Origin of the sequence: Dyella ginsengisoli LA-4 (assembly GCF_000334915.1) — a bacterium.
Lineage (GTDB): Bacteria > Pseudomonadota > Gammaproteobacteria > Xanthomonadales > Rhodanobacteraceae > Dyella_A > Dyella_A ginsengisoli_A.
Genome location: NZ_AMSF01000024.1, coordinates 37576 through 62968, shown reverse-complemented (window position 1 = coordinate 62968; position 25393 = coordinate 37576). Strand labels below are relative to the sequence as shown.

At 68.0% G+C, this 25393-nt stretch carries 23 protein-coding genes; 4 read left to right on the top strand and 19 right to left on the bottom strand.

Annotated elements, in window-relative coordinates:
* Nucleotides 1-17 precede the first annotated feature (17 nt).
* The 16 genes from ybgF to C693_RS0106740 form a co-directional block, all read right to left on the bottom strand.
* Nucleotides 18-887 (bottom strand): tol-pal system protein YbgF, encoded by an 870-nt coding sequence (gene ybgF / locus C693_RS0106815; RefSeq protein WP_017461509.1) that lies wholly within the window; start codon nucleotides 885-887, stop codon nucleotides 18-20.
* Nucleotides 887-1396, bottom strand: a complete 510-nt coding sequence (gene pal / locus C693_RS0106810; protein WP_017461508.1) for a peptidoglycan-associated lipoprotein Pal — start codon at nucleotides 1394-1396, stop codon at nucleotides 887-889. The genes ybgF and pal overlap by 1 nt, the downstream gene beginning before the upstream one ends.
* Before the next feature lie 254 nt (nucleotides 1397-1650).
* Nucleotides 1651-2967 (bottom strand): Tol-Pal system beta propeller repeat protein TolB, encoded by a 1317-nt coding sequence (gene tolB / locus C693_RS0106805; RefSeq protein WP_017461507.1) that lies wholly within the window; start codon nucleotides 2965-2967, stop codon nucleotides 1651-1653.
* A gap of 8 nt (nucleotides 2968-2975) precedes the next feature.
* Nucleotides 2976-3917 carry a cell envelope integrity protein TolA gene (gene tolA, locus C693_RS0106800; protein WP_017461506.1) on the bottom strand — a complete coding sequence of 314 codons (942 nt, stop codon included), beginning with the start codon at nucleotides 3915-3917 and terminating at the stop codon, nucleotides 2976-2978.
* Nucleotides 3904-4353, bottom strand: coding sequence for a protein TolR (gene tolR, locus C693_RS0106795; protein ID WP_017461505.1), 450 nt, complete (start codon nucleotides 4351-4353; stop codon nucleotides 3904-3906). Before tolR ends, tolA begins: the two co-directional genes overlap by 14 nt.
* 12 nt (nucleotides 4354-4365) lie before the next feature.
* Entirely contained in the window at nucleotides 4366-5052 is a 687-nt protein-coding gene (tolQ, locus tag C693_RS0106790; protein WP_017461504.1) for a protein TolQ, read from the bottom strand.
* 32 nt (nucleotides 5053-5084) lie between these two features.
* On the bottom strand, nucleotides 5085-5486 hold the full coding sequence (gene ybgC, locus C693_RS0106785) for a tol-pal system-associated acyl-CoA thioesterase (RefSeq protein WP_017461503.1): 402 nt from the start codon (nucleotides 5484-5486) through the stop codon (nucleotides 5085-5087).
* Nucleotides 5487-5530: 44 nt separating this feature from the next.
* On the bottom strand, nucleotides 5531-6577 hold the full coding sequence (gene ruvB / locus C693_RS0106780; RefSeq protein WP_017461502.1) for a Holliday junction branch migration DNA helicase RuvB: 1047 nt from the start codon (nucleotides 6575-6577) through the stop codon (nucleotides 5531-5533).
* Nucleotides 6578-6694: 117 nt separating this feature from the next.
* Nucleotides 6695-8611, bottom strand: a complete 1917-nt coding sequence (locus C693_RS0106775) for a potassium transporter Kup (RefSeq protein WP_017461501.1) — start codon at nucleotides 8609-8611, stop codon at nucleotides 6695-6697.
* Nucleotides 8612-8626: 15 nt separating this feature from the next.
* On the bottom strand, nucleotides 8627-9223 hold the full coding sequence (ruvA, locus tag C693_RS0106770; protein ID WP_017461500.1) for a Holliday junction branch migration protein RuvA: 597 nt from the start codon (nucleotides 9221-9223) through the stop codon (nucleotides 8627-8629).
* Nucleotides 9220-9741, bottom strand: coding sequence for a crossover junction endodeoxyribonuclease RuvC (gene ruvC / locus C693_RS0106765; RefSeq protein WP_026107235.1), 522 nt, complete (start codon nucleotides 9739-9741; stop codon nucleotides 9220-9222). Before ruvC ends, ruvA begins: the two co-directional genes overlap by 4 nt.
* 40 nt (nucleotides 9742-9781) lie before the next feature.
* Nucleotides 9782-10516 carry a YebC/PmpR family DNA-binding transcriptional regulator gene (locus C693_RS0106760; RefSeq protein ID WP_026107234.1) on the bottom strand — a complete coding sequence of 245 codons (735 nt, stop codon included), beginning with the start codon at nucleotides 10514-10516 and terminating at the stop codon, nucleotides 9782-9784.
* Between the two features lie 81 nt (nucleotides 10517-10597).
* On the bottom strand, nucleotides 10598-11254 hold the full coding sequence (locus C693_RS0106755; protein WP_017461497.1) for an esterase/lipase family protein: 657 nt from the start codon (nucleotides 11252-11254) through the stop codon (nucleotides 10598-10600).
* A 99-nt stretch (nucleotides 11255-11353) separates the two neighbouring features.
* Nucleotides 11354-13120: an aspartate--tRNA ligase gene (aspS, locus tag C693_RS0106750; RefSeq protein WP_017461496.1), complete on the bottom strand. Its 1767-nt coding sequence runs from the start codon at nucleotides 13118-13120 to the stop codon at nucleotides 11354-11356.
* Between the two features lie 119 nt (nucleotides 13121-13239).
* Nucleotides 13240-13857, bottom strand: a complete 618-nt coding sequence (locus tag C693_RS21280) for a DUF3011 domain-containing protein (protein WP_043598521.1) — start codon at nucleotides 13855-13857, stop codon at nucleotides 13240-13242.
* Between the two features lie 68 nt (nucleotides 13858-13925).
* Nucleotides 13926-14222, bottom strand: a complete 297-nt coding sequence (locus C693_RS0106740; RefSeq protein ID WP_017461494.1) for an FmdB family zinc ribbon protein — start codon at nucleotides 14220-14222, stop codon at nucleotides 13926-13928.
* A 257-nt stretch (nucleotides 14223-14479) separates the two neighbouring features.
* Here C693_RS0106740 and C693_RS0106735 point away from each other — a divergent pair, with 257 nt between their 5' ends.
* A complete protein-coding gene (locus tag C693_RS0106735) occupies nucleotides 14480-16885 on the top strand; it encodes a TonB-dependent receptor plug domain-containing protein (RefSeq protein WP_017461493.1) in 2406 nt (801 codons plus the stop codon).
* A 74-nt stretch (nucleotides 16886-16959) separates the two neighbouring features.
* On the opposite strand, the gene clpB is transcribed toward C693_RS0106735, so the two are convergent.
* Nucleotides 16960-19548: an ATP-dependent chaperone ClpB gene (gene clpB, locus C693_RS0106730; protein WP_017461492.1), complete on the bottom strand. Its 2589-nt coding sequence runs from the start codon at nucleotides 19546-19548 to the stop codon at nucleotides 16960-16962.
* Nucleotides 19549-19675: 127 nt separating this feature from the next.
* Between clpB and otsB the strand changes: the two genes are divergently transcribed.
* Genes otsB through otsA form a run of 3 tightly spaced genes read left to right on the top strand, consistent with a single transcriptional unit; the run spans nucleotide 19676 to nucleotide 23641 of the window.
* Nucleotides 19676-20500, top strand: a complete 825-nt coding sequence (otsB, locus tag C693_RS0106725) for a trehalose-phosphatase (RefSeq protein ID WP_017461491.1) — start codon at nucleotides 19676-19678, stop codon at nucleotides 20498-20500.
* The gene (locus C693_RS0106720; RefSeq protein ID WP_017461490.1) at nucleotides 20460-22265 is read left to right on the top strand and encodes a glycoside hydrolase family 15 protein; all 1806 of its coding nucleotides are present in this window, start codon (nucleotides 20460-20462) and stop codon (nucleotides 22263-22265) included. Before otsB ends, C693_RS0106720 begins: the two co-directional genes overlap by 41 nt.
* Nucleotides 22262-23641 carry an alpha,alpha-trehalose-phosphate synthase (UDP-forming) gene (otsA, locus tag C693_RS0106715; protein ID WP_017461489.1) on the top strand — a complete coding sequence of 460 codons (1380 nt, stop codon included), beginning with the start codon at nucleotides 22262-22264 and terminating at the stop codon, nucleotides 23639-23641. Before C693_RS0106720 ends, otsA begins: the two co-directional genes overlap by 4 nt.
* 3 nt (nucleotides 23642-23644) lie before the next feature.
* Here the strand turns inward: otsA and pgeF are convergent, their stop codons facing one another.
* Complete coding sequence (gene pgeF / locus C693_RS0106710; RefSeq protein ID WP_052329362.1) at nucleotides 23645-24421, bottom strand: peptidoglycan editing factor PgeF; 777 nt, start codon at nucleotides 24419-24421, stop codon at nucleotides 23645-23647.
* A complete protein-coding gene (rluD, locus tag C693_RS0106705; protein WP_017461487.1) occupies nucleotides 24408-25388 on the bottom strand; it encodes a 23S rRNA pseudouridine(1911/1915/1917) synthase RluD in 981 nt (326 codons plus the stop codon). Before rluD ends, pgeF begins: the two co-directional genes overlap by 14 nt.
* Between the last annotated feature and the right edge of the window lie 5 nt (nucleotides 25389-25393).

The following is a 25393-nucleotide window of genomic DNA, read 5'->3' as shown; positions in this document are numbered from 1 at the left end:
CGCTCACCGGGCCGGCCTCAGTTCGCCGACTGCGCGGACTGCAACTGGATCCGGTTCAGGCGCTCCTGCGCCAGGCTGGCCGCCTTGCTGCCGGGATACTTCTTCAGAACGTCCTGCAGGGTCGCCTTGGCGGCGTCGACCTGCTTGAGCTCGTACTGCGTGTACCCGACCTTGAGCAGCGCATCCGGCGCCTTTTCACTCTGCGGAAACTGCGTCAGCAGACGCTTGAACGCTTCCAGCGCCACCGAATAGTTGGTGGTCACGTAATAGGACTCGCCCAGCCAGTACCAGGCATTCGGCGCCAGGGCGCTGTCCGGGTGCTGCTGGATGAAATCGCGGAACCCTCGCGAAGCCGCGGCATAGTCGCCACCGCGCAGCGCGTTGAAAGCCGTGTCGTAGGCCGACTGCTCGTCTGCCGTGGCCGGTGCCGGTGCCGGCGTGGTGGTACCTGCTGCCGTACCGGACGCGCCCGCCGCACCGCCTGCGGCCTGAGCCGGCCCACCCGCGGCTGCGCCCGCTGCAGAACCAGCAGCGGCCGGAGCGGCCCTGGACCCCGCGGCGGCTCCGCCCTCGAGGCGCCCGAGGCGGGAATCCAGATCGACGTACTGTGCCTTGCTCTTGTCGTCGAGCATCTGCAACTGATGCTGCAGCTCCTCGATCTGACCCTGCTGCTGTTGCAACTGCGATTGCAGCGCCTGGACCTGGTTGACCAGCCCGATGCCACCCTTGTCCTGATTCTGTGCCTGCTGCTCGAGCCGCGCGACACGCTCGGCGAGGCTGAGGCGGGAATCCTGTGCGGACGCGGGACCAGCCAACAGCATGGCGGACGCAAACGCGCCCGCCATGCCCACGCTGGCTACGAGACGATGAGCCAGACGCGTCTTCATCACTTCGCCGTGTAGACGATCTCGACGCGACGATTCTTGCTCCAGCAGTCCTCGTTGTGCTCACGGCACACCGGCTTTTCCTTGCCGTACGAGATCACCTCGATCTGGCTGGCCGAACCACCGGCCGCCTGCAGCGCGTCGGACACGGCATTGCCGCGGCGCTCGCCCAGGCCCAGGTTGTACTCGCGGGTGCCGCGCTCGTCGGTGTTGCCCTCGAGACGCACGTGCGCTTCCGGACGATCCTGCAGGTACTTGGCGTGGCACGCCATGATCTGCTGGAACTCCGGCTTGATCTCGCTCTTGTCGAAATCGAAGTACACGACGCGCTGACGCAGGCAGGCGTCGGTGTCGAGATCGGCCGGCGTGTACTTGCCGTCGCTCGGCGCCGGCTGGGTCACGGGGGCCGGCTCCGGCTGCGGAGCGGGCTGCTTCACTTCCTGCTTCTTGGAGCAGGCGGCCGCACCCACGCACAGCAGGGCGACCAGGGCAACGCGAACGGTCTTATTCATGGTGACGTTCCTTAGAAACGGGTTGTTTTCCGACAGACAATGACGATTACGGTTTCGGGACAGCATGCGCCGGTGGTCCGGCTGTTCTTTTGACTAAAAGCAGAAGTCGAAATGGCGGGTTGCCTCGCCTCCTCGACCACGGGTTGCCGTCAGACACCCGGCGACCCAAAAACCGAGAGGACGCCCGCAGACGTCCTCGCGGGCCCACTCCTTGGGCGGCCGGCGCGGCGATGAGCTGCCGCGCCTGGAGAATCTCAGCGCTGCCGGAACGGGCCCCAGGCGGGTTCACGGACATCGCCGTCGGCCAGCACCAGTCGCTGCCGAACCATGCCGTCAGCCGACACGGCGTAGAGCACGCCACGGGGACCTTCGGTCGCGGCATAAAGCAGCATGCTTGCATTGGGGGCAAAGCTGGGCGATTCGTCGATGGGACCCGGCGACAGGAAGCGCACTTGCCCGCCCAGACTATTGTCCATGACAGCAATACGATACACGTTCCCGTTGCCCTGCACCATGGCGATCTGCTTGCCGTCGTAGCTGATGTTCGCCTCGGCGTTGTACTGCCCCTGGAACGTCACGCGCTCGGGTGCACCGCCGGTCGCCGCCATCTTGTAGATCTGGGGGCGGCCGGAGCGGTCGGAGGTGAAATAGATGGACTGACCGTCCGGCGACCACTTCGGCTCGGTATCGATCGCCAGGTTGTTGGTCAGCCGGGTTTCCTTGTGGGTGGCCAGATCCAGCACGAAGATCTCGGGGTTGCCGACATAGGAGAGCGACACCGCCAGCTTGGTGCCGTCCGGCGACCAGGCCGGCGCACCGTTGATGCCCTTGCGGTGCGCCTCGACCAGCTGCCGGGCGCCGGTGGTGATGTCCTGAACATAGATGTTGGAGTTGCCGCTCTCGAACGAGACGTAGGCGATCTTCTTGCCGTCCGGCGACCAGGTGGGGGACAGCAGGGATTCGCGCGAACGGGCGACCACCTGCGGGTTGTAGCCGTCCGAATCGGCCACGATCAGCGAGTAGGTGGTGTGGTTGCCGAGGCCGACCGCGGTGATGTAGGCGATGCGGGTCCAGAATGCACCGCGCACCCCGGTGATCTTCTCGTAGATCTGGTCGGCGATCTGGTGGGCGACGCCACGCAGGTCGCCGACCGGTGCCGTCATCGACTGCGAGAGCAGGCTCTGCTGCTTGTTCACGTCCCACAGCTCGTAGTCGACCCGGACCAGGCCGCTGCCGGCGTCGCTGATATGGCCGACGGTGATGTAGTCCTGCTTGAGCAGCCGCCAGGTGGCGAAATGGATGTCCGAACCCTTGGACGGGAATTCGACGATCTCGCTCTTGGCCAGCGCCCGGAACTTGCCCGAACGGTTGAAATCGTTGCGCATCACGTCGGCGATGTCGGTCGGCAGCGGCGTGCCACCGTCCTGGGCGAACGGCACCACGGCGATCGGGGTAGCGGTCTTGACGCCACCGACGATGTCGACGTTGAGGGACTGGGCGGAAGCCCGGGGACCGACCAGGGTCGCAAGAACCAGCGCAGCGAGGGCGAACAGCAGATTGTGTTTACGCATGAGCCTCATCATTGCGGCCTGAAGGTGAAGGTGAGATCACGCTGGAACACGCTCTCGAAACCCTTGTAGGGCAGGGGTTGCGCGCGAAGTACCGCGTTTTCCACCGATCGGCGTCCGGCGTCGTCGTACGGGCAGCTGCTGTCGACCTTGGCGCTCATGACGTCGCCGCCGGGCAGCTGGGTGATATGAACGACACACGGAGCGCTCGGCATGTTATCCGGGCGCAGCCAGTTCTGCGTGACCGCGTTCTGAATCGCTGCTTGATACTTGGCCAGCAGGCTGTCGTCCTTGCCGTTGGTGCCGGTCTGCCGCTGGGCGGCCGCCGGCACGTCCGGCAGGCCGTCGTCCCTGGTGTTCTGCAGATCCTTGAGCTGCTGTTCCGCCTGGCGTTTGCGGTTGTCGGCCTGGCGCGTGGCGGCCGAGGCCTTGTCCAGCTTGGCGAACAGCTCATCGATCTTCTTCTTTTCCTCTTGCTTCTTCCTGGCCGCCTGGGCGTCCAGTTCGGCCTGGCGCTGGCGCTGGCGCTCTTCCTGCTCCTTCTTGGCGTCCTCTGCCTTCTGCAGCGCCTCGGCCACGACCTTTTCCTGGTCGACCACGTCCGGATGCTCCGGCGGCGGCGGCAGCGTCTTGACCTGCGGCGCCTGCACCGTCGGGGTCGGTGGCGGCACGGCCGGGGGCGGCGGGACCGAATCGGGGACCGGGCGTGCCTTGGTCGGTTTCGGCGGCGGCGCCCCGGTGGGGCCGATCAACACCGCCTCGATCGGCTGGCCCGGCAGCTCCAGCGGCTTGGCGCAGGCGATCGGGTTCCACCCGGCGGGCAGGTGCAGCAACTCGAACCACCTCTCGTAGGTCGAGCACGGCAGGATCGCCAGGTAGAGGAACGCCAGGATGCCGAGGTGCAGCAGGGCCGCCAGCACCACGGCCAGGGGCGTGCGCTTACTTTCGTCCATCGGACGCGCTCGTCCCTTGCTGCGGCTGGCTCATCAGGCCGACCTTGGCCACGCCGGCCTGCTGCAGATCGGCCAGCACCTGGTAAACGCCGTCGTACTTGCCGTCGCGGTCGCCGGCCACCAGCACGCTGACCTCCGGGTTCGCCTTGACGAAGGCCCCGACCTTGGTCTTCAAGCCCTGCTCGTCGATCGGCTCCTTCTTCGCATCGCCAAGGGTGAGGAACAGCTTGCCGTCGGCCCCGACGGAGATGATGACCGGGTCCTTCTTGTCCTTCAGCGAGCGGGCGTTGGCCTGCGGCAGGTTCACGTCGACGTTCGCATTGAGCATCGGCGTGGTGACCATGAAGATGATCAGCAGCACCAGCATCACGTCGATGTAAGGCACGACGTTGATCTCGGACTTGAGCTTGTGCCGCTTGCGGTGGGTCGGGCGCATGGCGGGCGTCCCTCAGCGGACGTCGTCGGACTGGATCTGGCGCTGCAGGACCGAGGAGAACTCCTCCTGGAACACCTCGTAGCGCGAGGCGATGCGCTCGACCCGGTTGGCGTAGCGGTTGTACGCCCACACCGCCGGGATCGCCGCAAACAGGCCCATCGCGGTGGCGATCAGCGCCTCGGAAATGTGCGGCGCCACCGCGGCGATGGTGACGTCCTTCATCTCGCCCAGGCCCTGGAACGCGCCCATGATGCCCCACACCGTGCCGAACAGGCCGACGTAGGGAGCGATCGAGCCGACGTTGGCGAGGAACTCCAGGTTGCGCTCGAGCAGGCCGATCTCGCGGGTGCCGGCCACGCGCATCGCGCGCTCGGTGCCTTCCATCACCACGCGCATGTCGTGGGTCTTGCGCTGGCGCTGGCGGGCGAACTCGCGGAAGCCGGACTCGAAGATGGTCTCCATGCCGCCGTTGTCGGCACCGCGCCCGCTGACCTCGCGGAACAGGCCGGCCAGGTCGCCGCCGGACCAGAAACGCTCCTCGAACTCCTCGGCGTTCTCGGTGGCCGCCTTCATCTGCGTGTACTTGCGGATGATGATCACCCAGGACATGAAGGAGAACGCCAGCAGCACCAGCATGACGAACTTGACCGGCCAGCTCGCGTCCGCGACCAGCGTGAAAATGTTCAGTCCACCGTTCATGGCTTGGGGAGTTCTCCGCAGGGAATGGGAATCTAGGGGGTCAGGCCGGGAATGGCGTCGTCCGGTATCCGTACCGGCACCATGCGCTCGACATCGACGCAGGCGACGCGCACTTCGGCCTCGATGAGGCGGGTCCCGTCGCGACGCCGGACGACCTGACCGAACAGGATACTGGCTGCGCGCCGCTCTTTGACTTCGACCGTCACGAGCAATTCATCATCCAGCAGGGCAGCCTTGAGGAAATCCAGTTTCATCGAACGCACCAGAAAGGCCAGCCCGGTCCGCGCCTTGAACTCGGACTGGGCCACGCCGAGGCTGCGCAACCACTCGCTGCGGGCGCGCTCCATGAAACGCAGGTAGCTCGCGTGGTAGACCACGCCACCGGCGTCGGTATCTTCCCAATACACGCGTACCGGCCATTCGAAAGGGGGCATCGTCGGACTCTCTTGCAGACCAGGAGGCCGGACGCCGCGCCGGGTCAGCGCTCGTCCGGTTCGGGGGAAAACAGGTCAGGCGCCAGCGCCTGCCTCGGCGGCGGGGCCAGACCGAGATGGCGCCAGCCCTTGGCGCTGACCATGCGCCCACGAGCGGTGCGCACCAGATAGCCCTGCTGGATCAGGTACGGCTCGACCACGTCCTCGAGGGTGCCGCGATCCTCGCTCAGCGCCGCCGCCAGCGACTCCACGCCCACCGGGCCGCCGTCGAAGTTCTCGATGATCAGCGACAGCAGGCGGCGGTCCAGCTCGTCGAAACCCTGCGGGTCGACCTTGAGCATGCCCAGCGCGGCCTGCGCCGCCTCCCGGGTGATCGCCCCGCCCGCGCGCACCTCGGCGTAATCGCGCACCCGGCGCAGCAGGCGGTTGGCGATGCGCGGCGTGCCGCGCGAGCGGCGGGCGATCTCCTGCGCGCCTTCCAGTTCGCAGGCGATGCCCAGGATGCGGGCGGCACGGCGGACGATGTCGGTCAACTCCTCGGCCGTATAGAACTCCAGACGCTGCACGATGCCGAAGCGGTCGCGCAGCGGCGCGGTGAGCATGCCCGCCCGGGTGGTGGCGCCGATCAGGGTGAACGGCGGCAGGTCGAGCTTGATCGACCGGGCGGCCGGCCCCTCGCCGATCATGATGTCGATCTGGAAGTCCTCCATCGCCGGATAGAGCACCTCCTCGACCACCGGGGACAGGCGATGGATCTCGTCCACGAACAGCACGTCGTGCGGCTCGAGGTTGGTCAGCAGCGCGGCCAGGTCGCCGGCGCGCTCGAGCACCGGACCGGAGGTGGTGCGGACGTTGACGCCCAGCTCGTTGGCGATCACGTGGCTGAGCGTGGTCTTGCCCAGCCCGGGTGGCCCGAAGATCAGCACGTGGTCGAGCGCTCCGCCGCGCTTTCTGGCCGCCTCGATGTAGATCGACAGCTGCTCGCGCACTGCCTGCTGGCCGAGGTATTCGGCCAGCCGCCTGGGCCGGATGGTGGCCTCCAGGGCGTCGTCGTCGAGCTGGGCGGCGGCGGTAATGATGCGATCGGTCATGGCGGCATTATGGGGCTTGAGGCGAGGGGTGAGTGAAGAGGAGCGGGAGGCGGGAGACCCCGTACGCCGCCCCGGGCACCGGTCTTCCTCTCACCCCCGGGGCCCCGCTCCCGCTTTTCAGATCTCCACCTGCGCACCCAGCTCGATCAGGCGGTTGCCCGGGATCTGGAAGAAGGCCGTGGCGGGCAACGCGTTGCGCGCCATGAAAGCGAACAGCTTGTCGCGCCACAGTGCCATGCCCGGTCGGCGCGCGCCCGCCACGATGCTCTCGCGCGACAGGAAGAAAGTGGTGTCCATCAGGTCGAACGGCAGGCCGCTGCGCGAGCACTGCCCCAGCGCCAGTGGAATGTTCGGATCCTCGGCGAAGCCGAAGCGCAGGGTCAGCAGATAGAAGCCGCCACCGAGCTCCTCGAGCTGGATCCGCTCGTCGGATTCGGCCACCGGCGTTTCCAGCGTCTCCACCGTCAGCAGCACGTTGCGCTCGTGCAGCACCTTGTTGTGCTTGAGGTTGTGCAACAGCGCGTGCGGCACGGCCTCCTGGTTGGCGGTGAGGAACACCGCCGTTCCCGGGACGCGCAGCGGCGGATGCTCGGCGATGTTGGCGATGAACGGCTTCAGCGCCAGTCCGCTCTGCTTGATCTCGCGGACCACAAGGTCCCGACCGCGACGCCAGGTGGTCATCACCACGAACATCACCAGGCCGAGCACCAGCGGGAACCAGCCGCCCTGCAGGATCTTCAGCGTGTTGGCACCGAAATAGCTCAGGTCCACCGACAGCAGAGCGATCGCGGCCACGATCACCAGCGCCCGGTTCCAGTGCCACATGCGGCGGGCGACGATCATCACCAGCACGGTGTCGATCGCCATCGTGCCGGTCACGGCGATGCCGTAGGCACCGGCCAGCGCGTTGGACGACCCGAAGCTCACCACCGTGGCGATCACCGCGATCATCAGCGAACGGTTCACCCAGGGCAGAAAGATCTGCCCGATCGCCTCGCGCGAGGTGTGCACCACCTGCATGCGCGGCACGAAGCCGAGCTGGATCGCCTGCCGGGTCACCGTGAAGGCGCCGGAGATCACTGCCTGCGAAGCGATCACCGTGGAGGCGGTCGCCAGTCCGATCATCGGGTAGAGCGCCCAGTCCGGCACCGAGTGGTAGAACGGGTTGCTGATCGCCGCCGGCTCGATCAGCAGCAGGCCACCCTGGCCGTAGTAGTTGAGCAGCAGGGCCGGCATCACGAAGAAGAACCAGGCCGCGCGGATCGGGAAGCGCCCGAAGTGACCCATGTCGGTGTAGAGCGCCTCGGCACCGGTCACGCACAGCACGACCGAACCCAGGGCCAGTGCCGAAGCCATGCCGTGGGTCATGAAGAACTGCACCGCGTACCAGGGATTGAGCGCGTACAGCACCCCCGGCGACTTCAGGATGTTCCACGCGCCGATCACGCCGAGGCTGAGGAACCACAGCACCATGATCGGCCCGAACACCGCGCCGACCTTGGCCGTTCCATGGCGCTGCATCCAGAACAGCCCGAGCAGCACGCCTACGGTGACCGGCACGACCCAGTGCGACAGCCCGGGCGCGGCAACCTCCAGGCCCTCGACCGCCGACAACACAGAGATCGACGGCGTGATCACGCCATCGCCGAAGAACAGTGCCGCCCCCAGCAATGCCATCAGCACCACCAGCTTGCGCATGCGGGGGGACTGGCCCACGGCCCGCTGGGCCAGGGTCATCAGCGCCATGATCCCGCCCTCGCCCTTGTTGTCGGCGCGCATCACCAGGCTGACGTATTTCAATGCCACCACGATGATCAGCGACCAGGTGATCAGCGAGAGGATCCCGAGCACCGTGGCCGGCCGCGGATGCAGCCCGTGCTCCGGCAGGAAGGTCTCGTGCATCGTGTACAGGGGGCTGGTGCCGATGTCTCCGAACACCACACCGATGGCACCGAGTATCAGCGCCGAAACGCTGCCGTGCTGGCCGCCTTCGGTGGATCCTGCGTGTTGCGAAACTTGCGATGACTGGCTCATGCGATTCCCGGCTGCCTAGCCGCCCAGGGCGGCGCGCAGCGCCTTGCGGATGATGGCCTCGGCGCTGTCGCCGTCGGCGGCGACCTTCTGCACCAGGCGCGTGACCTCGGCCGGCTTGTAGCCGAGTTGCTGCAGCGCGACCGTCGCCTCGCCGGCCGCGTCCATCGGGGCGCCGGCAGGGGCCTGACCGGGCAGCCGGACATGGTCCAGCCCGTCGACCCGATCGCGCAGCTCGACCACGATACGTTCGGCGGTCTTCTTGCCGATGCCGGGGATCTTGGTCAACGCGACCACGTCACCGGCCTGCACCAACCGCGCAAAGTCGCCGGTGGACACACCGGACAGCACCGCCAGCGCGATCTTCGCGCCGATCCCGCTGACCTTCAGCAGGCTGCGGAACAGCGCGCGCTCGGATTCCTGCAGGAAACCGTAAAGGGCGACACTGTCCTCCTTCACCGCGTGATGGGTGAGCAGGATCACTTCCTTGCCGGTCGCCGGCAGGTCGAAGATCGTCGACATCGGCGCCTCGAGCTCGTAGCCCACGCCGCCGACGTCGACGAGCAGCCACGGCGGCTGCTTGGACACCAGGGTGCCACGCAGGCGACCGATCATCGGCCACGCCTCCAGGCCGTGCGCGGAATACCGACGCGGGCCAGGCTGGCACGGGTGTGTGCATGGGTCACGGCGATCGCCAGCGCGTCCGCGGCGTCGGCCTGCAACGGCCCTTTCAAGCCGAGCAGTACGCCAATCATGTGCTGTACCTGGGTCTTGTCGCCGCGGCCACTGCCGACCACCGACTGCTTCACTTCGGTTGCTGCGTATTCGTGCACCGCGATCCCCTGGCTGACCACCGCGCAGATCGCGGCGCCCCTCGCCTGCCCCAGCTTCAATGCCGAGTCGGGATTGCGCGCCATGAACACACGCTCGATCCCGCACTCGGATGGACGATGGGCGGCGATGATGTCACACAGCTCGTCAAAGATGCGTTTCAGACGCAGCGGGAACGACGCCTCGTTGCCCACCACCAGCGCACCATGGAAGACGTGGGACAGCTTGCCCTGCGTGTCGACATCGATGATCCCGACACCGGTACGCTGGCTACCGGGATCGATGCCGAGAATGCGGGTCATGCGCTGCACGCGCCGACGCGGCCCGAGGGCCGACGCCGGATCAATCCGCCGCCTCGGCCGGCAGGATCGCGTTGTGGTAGACCTCGCTGACGTCGTCGAGCGCGTTCAGGCGCTCGAGCAGGTCCTGCATGGTTTCCTGCGCGTCCGCGGGCACTGCCACGCGATTGTTCGGGCGCATGCCGACGCCGGCATGGTCGGACTCCAGCCCGGCCGCGGCCAGTGCCTGCTGCACCGCCTCGAAGTTTTCCGGCGCGCAGATCACCGTGCTCTCGCCGTGCTCGTTCACCACGTCGTCGGCCCCCGCCTCCAGCGCCGCCTCGAGCACCTTTTCCTCGGCCGCCTCGTCGCCACCGGTAGCGAACACGATCTCGCCGCAGCGGGTGAACTGGAACGCCACCGAGCCGCTGGTACCGAGGTTGCCGCCGTGACGCGTCAACGCGTGGCGCACATCGGCCACCGTGCGGGTGGGGTTGTCGGTGAAGCACTCGATGATCAGCGCCACGCCGGCCGGGCCATAGCCTTCGTAGCGCAGCTCCTCCATCGCGGCGCCGCCGTCGGCGCCCGAGCCGCGCTTGATCGCGCGCTCGATGGTGTCCTTGGGCATGTTGGCCGACAACGCCTTGTCCACGGCCGCGCGCAGCCGCGGGTTGCCGGACGGGTCGGCTACGCCGGCACGAGTGGCGACGGTGATTTCGCGGATCAGCTTGGTGAACACTTTCGCGCGCTTGGCGTCTTCGGCGTTCTTGCGACCTTCGATGGACGGGCCTCTACCCATGGCGTTGCGCAACCTGACAGTGGACAAGCGCCGAATTTTACTCCATCCCCCCGTGGGCCGTGGAAGGGTGGCCCGGGGGTTTCAGCCGGCCGGCCCTGCCGGGGCCGTCACTGCGGCAAAACGCCCCTCCCGCAGAAAGCAGGCAGTCAGGCGCGCCACATCGGCCGAAAAGAGCAGGCCGGTGTGGTTGGTGTCCACCACGCAGTGGTCGGCCAGACCGGGCAGCCGGGTCTCGGCCACCGCCACCGTGCCGTCGTGGTCGCCCTCGATATGGGTCAGCACCGCACCCAGCCCGATCGGCGAGCGGCCGGCGATCACGCCCACCTCGCGCCGGCCGTCCCAACGCTCGAAGCCCTTCTCGAGCAGGTCACGGTTGTGCCCCAGCAGCACTTCGCCACCGCGCCCGAAGCGCGAGAATTCCCGAGCCGCGGCACTGCCACGCAGGGGCGAGCCCAGGCATACCACCCGCCCCGGAGGCAGGATGCTCTCTTCGCGGCAGGCCTTGAGCGCGAGCAGCCCGCCCAGGCTGTGCCCGACCAGGTGGACCGGGCCACCGATATCGCCAAGGTCGCGCATCCGGCCCTGCAGACGTTCCAGGATGCGCTCCTGGGTCGCCGCCACGCTGAGGTAGTCGAAGCGGTGAACGCGGAAACCCGCCTCCATCATCCGACGATGCAGCATGGCCAGTGCGAAGCCCCTCATCCACAGGCCGTGCAGCAGGATGACGTGTTCAAGCATGGGGACCGGCCAACGTGGAAGAAGGAGAAGACCGCCCGGCGGGCGGGGCGCTGCATTCTGCCCGCGCCGCCCGCCGCGGTTCGCCGACGCGATCCCGCTTCAGGCGGACGGATCGACGGCGGTGCGCACGTGCAGCTCCTTCAGCTGCGCATCGCCCACCGGCGACGGCGCATCGGTCATCAGGTCCTGCGCGCTGGTGGTCTTGGGGAAGGCGATCACGTCGCGGATCGACTCGGTACCGGCCATCAGCGCGGCGATCCGGTCGATGCCGAACGCGAGGCCGCCGTGCGGCGGCGCGCCGAACTTCAGCGCCTTGAGCAGGAAGCCGAACTTCATCTCGGCCTCCTCCGCGCCGATGCCGAGCAGTTCGAACACCGCGCTCTGCATCTCCGGCCGGTGGATACGGATCGAGCCACCGCCGATCTCGTTGCCGTTGAGCACCATGTCGTAGCCGCGACTGACCGCGTTGGCTGCGTTGGCCTTGAGATCGGCGATGTCGTCGACCTTCGGCGCGGTGAACGGGTGATGCAGCGCCACGAAGCGCCGCTCCTCCTCGTCGTACTCGAACATCGGGAAGTCGGTGACCCACAGCGGCTTCCAGGTGTTTTCCACCAGGCCGCGATCCTTGCCGACCTTCAGGCGCAGCGCGCCCATGAAGTCGGTGACCGTCTTCCACTTGCCGGCGCCGAAGAACACGATATCGCCGGTCCGTGCGCCGGTCGCCTTCAGTACGCCATCGAGCGCGGCATCGTCGAGGAACTTCGCCACCGGCGAGTTGATGCCCTCGCGACCCTTGGCCAGATCCTCGACCTTGAGCCAGGCCAGACCCTTGGCGCCGTAGCGGCCGACGAACTCGGTCAGCGTGTCGATCTCCTTGCGCGACAGCGAGGCCGCATCCGGCACGCGCAGCGCGGCGACGCGGCCTGCCGGATCGTTGGCCGGCTCGGCGAACACCTTGAACTCGACGTGCTTCAGCGCCTCGGCTACATCGACAAGCTCCAGCGCGATACGCAGGTCCGGCTTGTCCGAGCCGAAGCGGCGCATGGCCTCTTCCCAGGTCATGCGCGGGAAGGCGGCGTCCAGCTCGACGCCCTGCACTTCGCGGAACACGTGACGGATCAGCTCCTCGACGAAGTCCTGCACGTCCTGCTCTTCGACGAAGGCGAACTCGAGATCGAGCTGGGTGAACTCCGGCTGGCGGTCGGCGCGCAGGTCCTCGTCGCGGAAGCAGCGGGCGATCTGGTAGTAGCGGTCGAAGCCCGCCATCATCAGGATCTGCTTGAACAGCTGCGGCGACTGCGGCAGCGCGTAGAACTGGCCCGGATGCACGCGGCTGGGCACCAGGTAGTCGCGCGCGCCTTCCGGTGTGGCCTTGGTCAGGATCGGCGTCTCGATGTCCTGGAAGCCGCGCTCGTCGAGGTAGCGGCGCAGTGCCTGCACCAGCTTGATGCGCTTGCGCATCATCGCCTGCATCTCCGGGCGGCGCAGGTCGAGGTAGCGGTAGGTCATCCGCATGTCCTCGTTCGGGTTCTCGTGCAGCGCGAACGGCAGGTCCTTCGCGGCATTGAGGATCTCGACCTTCTCGGCCAGCAGTTCCACCGTGCCGGTCTTCAGCTTGTCGTTGACCGAGAGCCGCGCGCGGATCGTGCCGGTCACGCGCAGGCAGTACTCGTAGCCCACCTCGCCGGCCACGGCGAAGGCGTCGGCGTTCTCGCGCTCCACCACCACCTGGGCGAGACCTTCGTGGTCACGCAGGTCGATGAAGGCAACGTGGCTTTGCAGGCGGGTCTTGTTGACCCAGCCGCACAGGGTGACGGTCTGGCCGACCAGGGACTCGTCGATGAGTCCACAGTAGTGGGTGCGCATGCGCTTGGAACTCCGGGCCGCGATCGCGGAATGGGCAGGGAAAAGACCGCCAATGGTAGCACTGCAGCGGACGCAAGCCGCCGGGAGCGGAGCAGGCCAGGACCCGCTCCGCGGCCTCCCTACCAGCGCCGCTGCACCACGAACTGGCCGCGGCAACCGTGGTCAACCCACACTCCCGCCCGGTTGTAGCCCCAGCTGTAGCCCTCGGTACAGCGGGAGCTGGAAAGCTGCCGCACCAGTCGGGCCCGACCATGTCGCCCCGTGTCGACCCGGCACATCTGGTAACGGCGGCCATTGCTGTCGCACTGCAGGCGGATGTCGCGATCCCAATCGTGGCCCGGACGCCAGCCGCCGCGATCATCATCGCGTTCACGGGGGCGATCGTCGTCATGATGTTGCCAGCGACCGTGGTCGTCGCCGTCGCGCCAGCCACCATCGTCGCGGCCGCCGTACCAGCGGTCGGCGGCCACGAAAAGGCCGCGACAGCCGCGGTCGACCCACAACACACCGCGATCGACACCCCAGCTCTGCCCGCGGATACAGTCCGCCTTGGACTCCTGACGAAGCAGGCGGGCGTTCCGCCAGGGCATGACACAGCGGGCGTAATGCCCATCCTGGCTGTTGCAGCGAACCGGATCGTTCCAGCCCTGGCGCGCCTCCACTAGGCCGGGAAAAGAGAGAGACAGGATCGCGATGGCCAGGGCCAGACCGCCGAAAGCGGCGAGGGAAATCCGCATGAAGACCCCTTTCGAAGACAGGTGGCCGAACCCTACAGTCGCCCGCCCCAACGGGGTTTGAACCGTGGTCAGTCGCTACCGGACGAAGGCGCCGGAGCGGGCGCCGGAGCCGGAGCCGGAGCCGGGGCCGGGGCCGGGGCCGGAGCGGCGGCATCCCCGGCGAGGTTGCGCTTCTTGTCCCCGGCCTTCTTGAAGTCGGTCTCGTACCAGCCGCTGCCGGCCAGGCGGAACGACGGCGCGGTGACCTGCCGCTGCACCTGCTCGGCACCGCATGCCGGGCAGACGGTCGGATCGGCATCGGAAAGCTTCTGCAGGCGGTCGAAGGCATGACCGCATGCCTTGCAGGCAAACGCGTAGATGGGCATGGATCGGAATCTCCAGGAAACCTCGATGGCGCCGGTCTATGGCGGCGCCCCGGTCAATTTCAAGCATGGCGCCCGACGGACCGCGGGACGCCTTTGTTACATATTACTAACGTCAGGTTGACAGAACGACGTCCGCTGCCTAGCTTCCGAAGACAGGGAATCATGCCGCATCGCAACATCTCGCGCGATCCGGCCCACTGCTGCAGGGATATCCGTCGCGCCCCACACGCGACCCGTCGACCCCGGGGAGAAACATCATGCTTGCACGACCCACGCTGACCCGCACCGCTCTCGCCGCAGCCACCCTGCTTGCCTTGTCGCAGGTGGCCGTGGCGCAGGACGCGTCCGCCAACCAGGACGCCGCCAAGAAGAAGACCACGGAACTTCAGACCGTGGTGGTCACCGGCACCCGCTCGTTCGACCGCACCGAGTCCACCTCGCTGGCGCCGATCGACGTGCTGACGCCGAAGGACCTGCAGAACACCGGCGCACCCAATCTCGCCTCCGCGCTGCGCACGCTGCTGCCGTCGTTCAACTTCCCGCAGCCCTCGGTCACCGACGCCACCGACGCGACCCAGCCGGCGCAGCTGCGCGGCCTGTCGCCCGACCAGACGCTGGTGCTCATCAACGGCAAGCGCCAGCACCCGACCGCCATCGTCAACGTCAACGGATCGCTCGGGCGCGGCTCGTCGCCGGTGGACATCAATGCGATCCCGATCAACGCCATCGACCACGTCGAAGTGCTGCGCGACGGCGCGGCCGCCCAGTACGGCTCCGACGCCATCGCCGGCGTGATCAACATCATCCTCAAGGGCGGGGCCAGCCACGGCTCGGCCAGCCTGACCGGCGGCCGCTACGACACCGGCGACGGCAAGACCTGGCAGGGCGGCGCCGACGGCGGCTTCAAGCTCGGTGACAAGGGCTGGATCCACCTGAGCGCCAACGCCACGCACCAGGATCCGACCAACCGTGCCGGCCCGGACATGCGCTATCCGGCCGATCCGACCTACAACACGGTCACCTTCCACTACGGCCTGCCGCAGACCCGCTCCAAGCAGGCGGCGATCAACGCCCAGTACGACCTGAGTCCGGCTGCGCAGCTGTACGCCTTCACGCTGTTCAACAAGCGCAACGTCAGCTCCGGCGGCTTCTTCCGCTCGCTGTCGACGTACTCGGGCAGCCAACCCGGCGCGCTGGCCCAGTACCCCAATGGCTACCTGCCGATCGAAAACAGCGCCATCCGCGACGACTCCGAAGTGCTCGGCGTGCGCGGAAAGGTCGCCGGCTGGAACTACGACCTGAGCGCAAACACCGGCGGCAACCACTGGAAGCTGCACACCGCCGACACCTACAACTACTCGCTCGACCCGAACTCGCCGACCGGCTTCTACATCGGCACGCTGAGCAACCGCCAGGACAGCTTCAACGGGGACTTCAGCCGCGACTTCAACGTCAGCGGCCTGGAAAGCCCGCTGACCGTGGCCTGGGGCCTCGAGCATCGCCACGAGTCGTTCACCATCAAGCAAGGCGATGCCGCGTCCTATGCCGGCGCCGGCGCCCAGGTGTTCCCGGGTTACCAGCCCGGCGACGCGGGCAGCCACAGCCGCAACAGTGATGCGGCCTATATCGACCTCGAGACCGACCTGACCTACAAGCTGTCCGGTGGTTTCGCGGCGCGCTACGAGCACTACAGCGACTTCGGCAGCACCACCTCGGCCAAGTTGTCTGGCCGCTATGCGTTCACTGACACCGTGGCGCTGCGCGGCACCGTGTCCAATGGCTTCCGTGCACCGTCGCTGCAGCAGGAGTACTACTCCTCGACCGCGATCAACTTCGTCAACCAGGGCAATGGCGTACTGGTGCCGTACACCATCCGCACGTTCCCGGTCAGCGATCCGGCGGCGCGGGCGCTGGGCGCCCAGAATCTCAAGCCGGAAAAGTCGCGCAACTACAGCGTAGGCCTGGTGCTGACGCCAGACAGCGGCCTGTACACCACGCTGGACCTGTACCAGATCGACATCGACAACCGCATCATCCTCAGCGGCAATCTGGTGGGCTCCGCCGTACAGGACTACCTCACCTCGGTGGGCATCCCGTTCGTGAGCGGCGGCCGCTTCTTCACCAACGCGGTGAACACCCGCACCCGCGGCGCGGACCTGGTCTCCACCTACCCGATCGAACTTCAGAGCTCCTCGCTGAAGCTCACCGGCGGCATCAACTGGAACAAGACCACGATCCGCTCGATCGCCGCGAACCCGCCGCAGCTGGGACTGGCCGGCCTCACCCTGCCGATCATCGATCGCTCCGAACAGGGCCGCATCACCAAGGGCACCCCCAAGACCAAGGCCTTCGTCGCCGGCGACTGGACGATCGGCAACTGGAGCCTGCACGGCCAGTTGACCCGCTACGGCGAGTGGACCACCTTCGCCACCAACCCGAGCGGAGACCAGACCTACGGCGCCGCCGTGCTGCTCGACCTGTCGGCAAGCTACAACTGGAACGACTGGACTTTCAGTGTCGGCGGCAACAACGTCACCAACCAGTACCCCGACAAGAACCAGCCGCGCACCAGCGCCTTCAACATCATCCTGCCGTACCCGAACTCCTCGCCGTTCGGCTTCAGCGGCTCGTACTACTACGCGACCGTGGCCTACCACTGGTAGGCCGCGCCGCGCAGGCAAAGAAAAAGCCCGCCTCACGGCGGGCTTTTTCTTTTCTTGGGGCGGCACGCGGTCGATCAGGCCTTGCGGAACACCAGCTGGCCGCCTTCGGCATCCACCGCCACGGTGGCGCCGGACGGGAAGTGCCCCTCCAGGATCTGCCGCGACAGCGGGTTCTCCACCTGCTGCTGGATCGCCCGCTTCAGCGGCCGCGCGCCGTAGACCGGGTCGAAGCCGACGTTGCCCAGCAGGTCCAGCGCCTTTTCGCTGATGGTGAGCGCGAGCTGCCGCTCGGCCAGCCGCTTCTCCAGGCTGCGCAGCTGGATGCGTGCGATCTGGCGGATCTGCGGCTTGGTCAGCGGGTGGAACACCACGATGTCGTCCAGCCGGTTGATGAACTCCGGGCGGAAGTGCGCCTGCACCACGCCCATCACCGCGGCCTTCATCTGCGTGTAGGCCTCCGGGCTGTCGTCACCGGCCAGCTCCTGGATCTGGTGCGAACCGAGGTTCGAGGTCATCACGATGACCGTGTTGCGGAAGTCCACCGTGCGGCCCTGGCCATCGGTGAGGCGGCCGTCGTCGAGCACCTGCAACAGGATGTTGAACACGTCCGGATGCGCCTTCTCCACCTCGTCCAGCAGGATCACGCTGTACGGACGGCGACGCACCGCCTCGGTGAGATAACCGCCCTCTTCGTAGCCGACGTAGCCCGGGGGCGCACCGACCAGCCGCGACACCGCGTGCTTCTCCATGAACTCGCTCATGTCGATGCGCACCATCGCATCGGCCGAGTCGAACAGGAATTCGGCCAGCGCCTTGCACAGCTCGGTCTTGCCCACGCCGGTGGGACCGAGGAACAGGAACGAGCCGCTGGGCCGGTTCGGGTCGGACAGGCCGGCGCGCGAACGGCGCACCGCGTCGGACACCACCTTGATCGCCTCGTCCTGGCCGACCACGCGCGCGTGCAGTGCGTCCTCCATCTTCAAGAGCTTCTCGCGCTCGCCTTCGAGCATCTTGGAGACCGGGATGCCGGTCCAGCGCGAGACCACCTCGGCGATCTCCTCGGCGGTGACGCGGTCCTGCACCAGCTTGAAGTCGCCCTGCTGCTCGGCGGCCTGCGCCGCGGCAAGCTGCTTCTCCAGTTCCGGCAGGCGGCCGTACTGGATCTCGCTCATCTTGGCGTAGTCCTGCCGGCGCTGGGCCGCCTCCAGCTCGACGCGTGCGGCCTCGATCTGCTCCTTCACCTTGGTCGCGCCCTGCAGCGCGGCCTTCTCGGACTTCCAGACCTCGTTGAGGTCGGAGAACTCGCGCTCCAGCTTCTCGATGTCGGCCTCCAGGTCGGCGAGGCGCTTCTTCGACTCGTCGTCCTTCTCCTTCTTCAGCATCTCGCGCTGGATCTTCAGCTGGATCAGCCGGCGCTCGAGGCGATCGAGCTCCTCCGGCTTGGAGTCGATCTCCATGCGGATGCGGCTGGCCGCCTCGTCCATCAGGTCGATCGCCTTGTCCGGCAGCTGGCGGTCCGGGATGTAGCGGTTGGACAGCGTGGCCGCGGCGACGATCGCCGGGTCGGTGATCTCCACGCCGTGGTGCACCGCGTAGCGCTCCTTCAGGCCGCGCAGGATCGCGATGGTGTCCTCCACGCTCGGCTCGCCCACGAACACCTTCTGGAAGCGGCGCTCCAGCGCGGCATCCTTCTCGATGTACTTGCGGTACTCGTCCAGCGTGGTGGCGCCGATGCAGTGCAGCTCGCCACGCGCCAGCGCCGGCTTGAGCATGTTGCCGGCATCCATCGCGCCGTCCGCCTTGCCGGCACCGACCATGGTGTGCAGCTCGTCGATGAACAGGATGATCTGGCCCTCGTTCTTGGCCAGGTCGTTGAGCACGGCCTTGAGGCGCTCCTCGAACTCGCCGCGGAACTTGGCGCCGGCGATCAGCGCGCCCATGTCCAGCGCGAGTACGCGGCGGTCGCGCAGACCCTCGGGCACCTCGCCCTTGACGATGCGCTGGGCCAGACCCTCGACGATCGCCGTCTTGCCCACGCCGGGCTCGCCGATCAGCACCGGATTGTTCTTGGTGCGCCGCTGCAGCACCTGGATGGTGCGGCGGATCTCCTCGTCGCGGCCGATCACCGGATCGAGCTTGCCGCTCTCGGCGCGCGAGGTGAGGTCGATGCAGTACTTCTCCAGCGCCTGACGCTGGTCCTCGGCGTTCTCGCTCTGCACCTTCTCGCCGCCGCGGACCTTGTCGATCGCCGCTTCGAGGTTGGCCTTGGTCGCGCCGGCCGCCTTCAGCGCCGCGCCCAGCTCGCCCCTGTCCTCCAGCGCCGCCAGCACGAACAGCTCGCTGGCGATGAACTGGTCGCCGCGCTGCTGCGCCAGCTTGTCGGTGAGGTTGAGCAGGCGCGAGAGGTCGTTGCCGACGTTGATGTTGCCCTCCTGCCCGCTGACCTGCGGCAGGCGCGCGAGGATCTCGCCGACACGCTGGCGCAGTGCCGGCACGTTGACCTGCGCCTGGGCCAGCAGCGGCGCGGTCGAGCCGCCCTGCTGGTCGAGCAGCGCCGCCATCACGTGCGCCGGCTCGAGCATGTTGTTGTCGCGGCCGACCGCCAGCGACTGCGCGTCGGCCAGTGCCTGCTGGAAACGCGAGGTGAGTTTGTCCATCCGCATGAGGTGAATCCCCTCTCGAAAAGAATTTGGCAGCCCCGCTGCCACTGAGCCGGAAGATGCGGACGGGGCCGGGCGATTCAAGCGATGCGCCCGGCCTTCACATGCTCCCGGCTAACGTGCCCACTTCATGAATCGCACCGTCCCACCCGTCTCCGACCTGCCCATGCCGCCCCTGCCCGGGGGCGGCGAACGCTGGGCGCTGTTCCTCGACGTCGACGGCACCCTGCTGGATTTCCAGGACGATCCGGCTGCCGTTTCCGTCGATCCATCGCTGCGACGACGGTTGCTCGCCCTGCACGATGCGCTCGAGGGTGCAGTGGCGCTGGTGAGCGGCCGCGCGCTGGCCGATCTGGAGCGGCTGTTCGACCTGCCCTGGGCGATGGCCGGCCTGCATGGCCTGGAGCTTCGCCATGCCGACGGCACACGCCGCGTCCTGCCGGTGAATTCCGCCTCCCTCGACCTCCTGCGACAACGTGCCCGACAGCTGACCCGGACGCTGGAAGGGGTGCAGCTGGAAGACAAGGGGAGCGCAGTCGCCCTGCATTGCCGCCGCCACCCGGATCGTTACGACACCCTCCTCGCCGCCGCGGCCGAACTGGCCGATTCGCTGGAAGGGTACGAGCTGCAGGCCGGCAACCTGGTGACCGAGATCAAGCCGGAGGGCATGGACAAGGGGCGCGCGGTGACTGCCCTGCTCGAACGGCCGCCGTTCCGTGACCGCCGGCCGGTCTACCTCGGCGACGACCTGACCGACGAACACGCCTTCGCGGCCATCGAGCGCCGCGACGGATGGGCGATCCGCGTCGGCGACCGTACGCCCACCGCCGCCCGTTTCACGCTCCCTAGCCCTGCTGCCGTGCAGCATTGGCTGGCTTGCGTTCTCGACGCGATCCAGCAAGGAGCCCCGTCCCATGCCCTCCGACCCGAAGGAGAACCCTCCGGCCCAGCTTGAGCTCGGCGTGATCGGCAACGGCACCGTCGCCGCCCTGGTCGATCCGCGCGGGAGCATCGTCTGGTCCTGCCTGCCCACGTTCGATGCCGACCCGGCCTTCTGTGCCCTGCTCTCTCCCCGCGAGGGCGGCGGCGACTGGAGCATCGAGCTGCTCGACCTGGCCTGCAGCGGGCAGCAATACGACCCGAATACCGCCGTGCTGATCACCCGCCTGCACGACCACCACGGCGGCGCCATCGAAATCACCGACTTCGCGCCCCGCTACCGTACCCACGGGAGGATGTTCCATCCGGTCATGCTGGTGCGCCGCGTGCGGCCACTGCACGGCTCGCCGCGCGTACGCGTGCGGATGCGTCCGAGGAATCGCTACGGCGCCGAAGCGGCGCCGGCCACCAGTGGCAGCAACCATCTGCGCTACCGGCTGGCCGACACCACCCTGCGGCTGACCAGCGACGTGCCGGTGCCGATGATCGAACGCGCCCTGCCGTTCGGGCTCGACCGGGCGGCACACTTCGTGTTCGGTCCCGACGAGACACTGAACGACAGTCCGGCCGATTTCGTGTCGCTGGCCCTCAAGCGCACGCGCGAGTACTGGCTCGACTGGGTGCGCTACCTGTCCATTCCCTACGAATGGCAGGACGCGGTGATCCGCGCCGCGATCACGCTCAAGCTGTGCCAGTACGAAGCCACCGGCGCCATCGTCGCGGCCCTCACGACGTCCATCCCCGAAGCGCCGGGCACCGAACGCAACTGGGACTACCGCTACTGCTGGCTGCGCGATGCGGCCTTCACCGTGCGCGCGCTCAACCGTCTCGGTGCCACCCGCACGATGGAGAACTACATCCGCTACGTATTCAACCTGATCGCCGCCGACCGCGACGACGAGGTGGGCCCGGTGTTCGGCATCACCTTCGAGCGCGAGCTGCATGAGCGAGTCGAGCCGCACCTGGCCGGCTATCGCGGCATGGGGCCGGTGCGGGTCGGCAACGATGCCTGGCGTCAGCGCCAGAACGACGTCTACGGCTCGGTGGTGCTGGCCTCGGCACAACTGTTCTTCGACCGTCGCATCGAGCAGAGGGGCGACACCCGCGCGTTCGAGCGGCTCGAGCGCATGGGCCGGCTGGCCGTGCGCATGGCCGAGGAGCCGGATGCCGGACTGTGGGAATTCCGTGGCCGCGCCGCCGTGCACACCTATTCCGCCGCGATGTGCTGGGCGGCCTGCGACCGCCTGGCCCACATCGCCACCGAACTGGGCCTGGACGAGCGCGCCCGCCACTGGCACGACCACGCCGTGGCGTTGCGCGAACGCATCCTGGAACGCAGCTGGAACGGGCGCCTGGGGCATTTCGTCGACGCGTTCGATGGTGAGCACCTCGACGCCAGCCTGCTGCTGCTCGCCGACATCGGCTTCGTCGACCCGATGGACCCGCGCTTCGTGGCGACGGTCGACGCCATCGGTGCGGCGCTCGGCCGGGGCGACTACCTGTTCCGCTACATCGCACCGGACGACTTCGGTACGCCGGAGACCAGCTTCACCATCTGCACGTTCTGGTACATCGAGGCGCTCGCCGCGACGGGTCGCCAGCAGCGCGCACGGGAGATGTTCGAACTGCTGCTGGCGCGCCGCAATCCGCTCGGCCTGCTCTCCGAGGACCTGGCGCCGGCATCGGGCGAACACTGGGGCAATTTTCCGCAGACCTACTCGATGGTCGGCCTGATCCAGGCGGCCAGGCGCCTGTCGCGCCGCTGGGAGGATGCGCTGTGAGCGGCGCGAAGACCCCGGGACGACTGGTAGTGGTCTCCAACCGCGTCGCACTGCCGAAGCAGACCGCCACCGGCGGACTCGCCTCGGCGATGCGCGCGGCGATGCGCGAGCGCGGCGGCCTGTGGTTCGGCTGGAGCGGCAAGGTCGGCAGCGACACCGGCCGCGTGCGCCGCGTGCGCGACGACACGGTGGAGTACGTCACCCTCGACCTGTCCCGCCTCGACCACGACCAGTTCTATGCCGGCTTCGCCAACCGCGCGCTGTGGCCGCTGCTGCATTACCGCCCCGACCTGGTCGACTACCGGCGCGAGCAGCTGGAGGGATACCTGCGGGTGAATGCACTGTTCGCCGACCATCTCGTGCAGATGCTCGAGCCGAACGACGTGATATGGGTCCACGACTACCACCTGATTCCGCTGGCCGCCCGGCTGCGCGCCCGCGGGGTGAAGAACCGCATCGGCTTCTTCCTGCACACCCCACTGCCCGCGGCGGCGCTGCTGATCGGACTGCCGCGCCACCAGGCCCTGTTCGAGACGCTGTCCGCCTATGACCTGGTCGGCCTGCACACCGCGCGCGACCTGCGCGCGCTGGAGGACTACTTCCTGCACGAGATCGGCGGCGCCATGCGCCCCGGCGGGCGTCTGCGCGGGCCGGACGGGCGCAGCTTCCGCGCGTCGGTGTTCCCGATCAGCATCGATACCGCCCAGGTCGCGCAGAGTGCACGCGAGGCCGCCCGTCTGGACGAGATCGCCCAGCTCGAGACCAGCCTGCAGGACCGCGCGCTGATCATCGGGGTGGACCGGCTGGACTATTCCAAGGGCCTGCCCGAGCGCTTCCGCGCCTATGACCACCTGCTCGAACACCGTCCCGACCTGCATCGAAGGATCAGCTTCCTGCAGATCGCTCCGCCGTCGCGCGGCAGCGTGCCGGAGTACCGCCAGATCCGTCGCGAGCTCGAGCGACTGGCCGGGCACATCAACGGCAAATATGCCGCGCCGGACTGGGTGCCGATCCGCTACGTCAACCAGTCGTTTCCGCATTCCCTGCTCACCGGCTACTACCGCACCGCCCGGGTGGCGCTGATCACCCCGTTGCGCGACGGCATGAACCTGGTGGCCAAGGAATACGTCGCCTGCCAGGACCCGAAGAATCCGGGCGTGCTGGTGCTTTCGCGTTTCGCCGGTGCGGCGGCCGAGCTGCGCGACGCGCTGCTGGTGAACCCGGCCGATCCGGCCGAGCTGGCCGATGCGCTGGGACGCGCACTGACCATGCCCTTGCGCGAGCGGCGCCAACGCTGGCGGGCGATGATGGACGTGCTGGAGAAGCAGGATATCGACGCCTGGTCGAAAGCCTTCCTCGAGCGCCTGACTGGCTGAGGCTCAGGCCTCGTCCAGCCAGATCAGCGAGGCGAAACGACCGCTGCGGGCGCCGTCCCGGCGGTACGAGTAGAAGCGCGCATCGGTGAACGTGTCGAAGCCGCCGCCATCGATGCGACCGACTCCGGTGGCCTGCAGGGTGCGCCGCGCCAGGCCGGCCAGATCGCACAGCCAATGGCCCGGGCGCGTCGGCGCAAAGCAGCCGGAGCAGTCCGCGTCGCGGGCCAGGAAGGCCTCGCGAACATCCTCGCCGACCTCGTAGCTCGGGGCGCCGATGCAGGGCCCGAGCCACGCAACGACCCGTGCGGGGGGAGCGCCCATCGCCGCCACCGTCTGCTCCAGCACCCCGGCAGCCAGCCCGCGCCAGCCGGCGTGGGCGGCAGCGACCGCTTCGCCGGCGAGATCGCAGAACAGCACCGGAAGGCAGTCGGCGGTGAGGATCGCCAGCGACCGCCCCGGCTCCCGGGTCACCGCCGCATCGGCGACCGGCTCCCCGGATACCGGGGCCGTGCCGATCACAGCCACCTCGCAGCCGTGTACCTGCTGCAACCAGCACGGTGCGGACGGCAGCGCCAGCGCGGCCGCGACCGACGCACGGTTGGCCGTGACGACCTCGGGATCATCGCCGCTGCGCAAACCGAGGTTGCAGCGGTCGAACGGAGGCAAGGAGCTCCCCGGCCCCTGCCGGGTGGTCACCACCGCGCGTACCCGCGTGGGCGCAGACCAACCGGGCACTACCCAGGCGGAGCCCGGCGCTCGCGTACGGTCAGAATTCGTCATCGGCCGGTCCGCGCTCGGCGAAATCCAGCCGCAGGGCGCCGATCAGCGCCTCGAAATCGGCCGGGCGCGGCGCCGCGAACGCCAACGCCTCGCCGGTGGCCGGGTGCTCGAAGGCCAGTCGCTCGGCGTGCAAGGCCTGGCGGCGAAAGCCGCGCAGCGCGGCGACGAGCTGCTCGGTGGCGCCCTTCGGCAGGCGCAGGCCGCCACCGTAGAGCGGATCGCCGACCAGCGGATGATGGATGTGCGCCATGTGCACGCGGATCTGATGGGTGCGACCGGTCTCCAGATTGCACTGGATCAGGGTGTGCGCGCGGAAGCGCTCGCGCAGACGGTAATGGGTGACGGCGCGCTTGCCGTCTTCCTCGTCGCGCACGGCCTGGCGCAGGCGGTCGCCGAGATGACGGCCGATCGGTGCGTCGACCGTGCCGCCGGCAACCAGGGTCCCCAGCACCACGGCCTCGTACTGCCGCTCGACGTCGTGCCGGGACAGCATGTCCACCAGCGCGGTATGGGTGGCCAGGGTCTTGGCCACCACCATCAGCCCCGAGGTGTCCTTGTCCAGGCGATGAACGATGCCGCCCCGCGGCAGCTCGGCCAGCGCCGGGTCGTGGTGCAGCAGCGCGTTCAGCACCGTGCCGGTCGGATTGCCCGCACCGGGATGCACCACCAGCCCGGCCGGCTTGTTCAGCACCAGCAGATGCTCGTCCTCGTGGACGATGTCCAGCGCGATCGCTTCCGGCGCGGAGCTGACCTCGACCTCGAGCTCGGCCTCGAGACGGACCTTCTCGCCTCCCTTGAGCAACTGCCGCGGCGGAGCCTTGGCACCGTCCAGGGTGGCTGCGCCGGCCTTGATCCAACCCGCCAGGCGGGAGCGGGAGTAATCGGGGAACATCTCGGCCAGCGTCTGGTCGAACCTCCGACCTGCAGCAGCCAGCGGGACCACGGCCTCGTGGCGGATCAGGGTCATGCCCG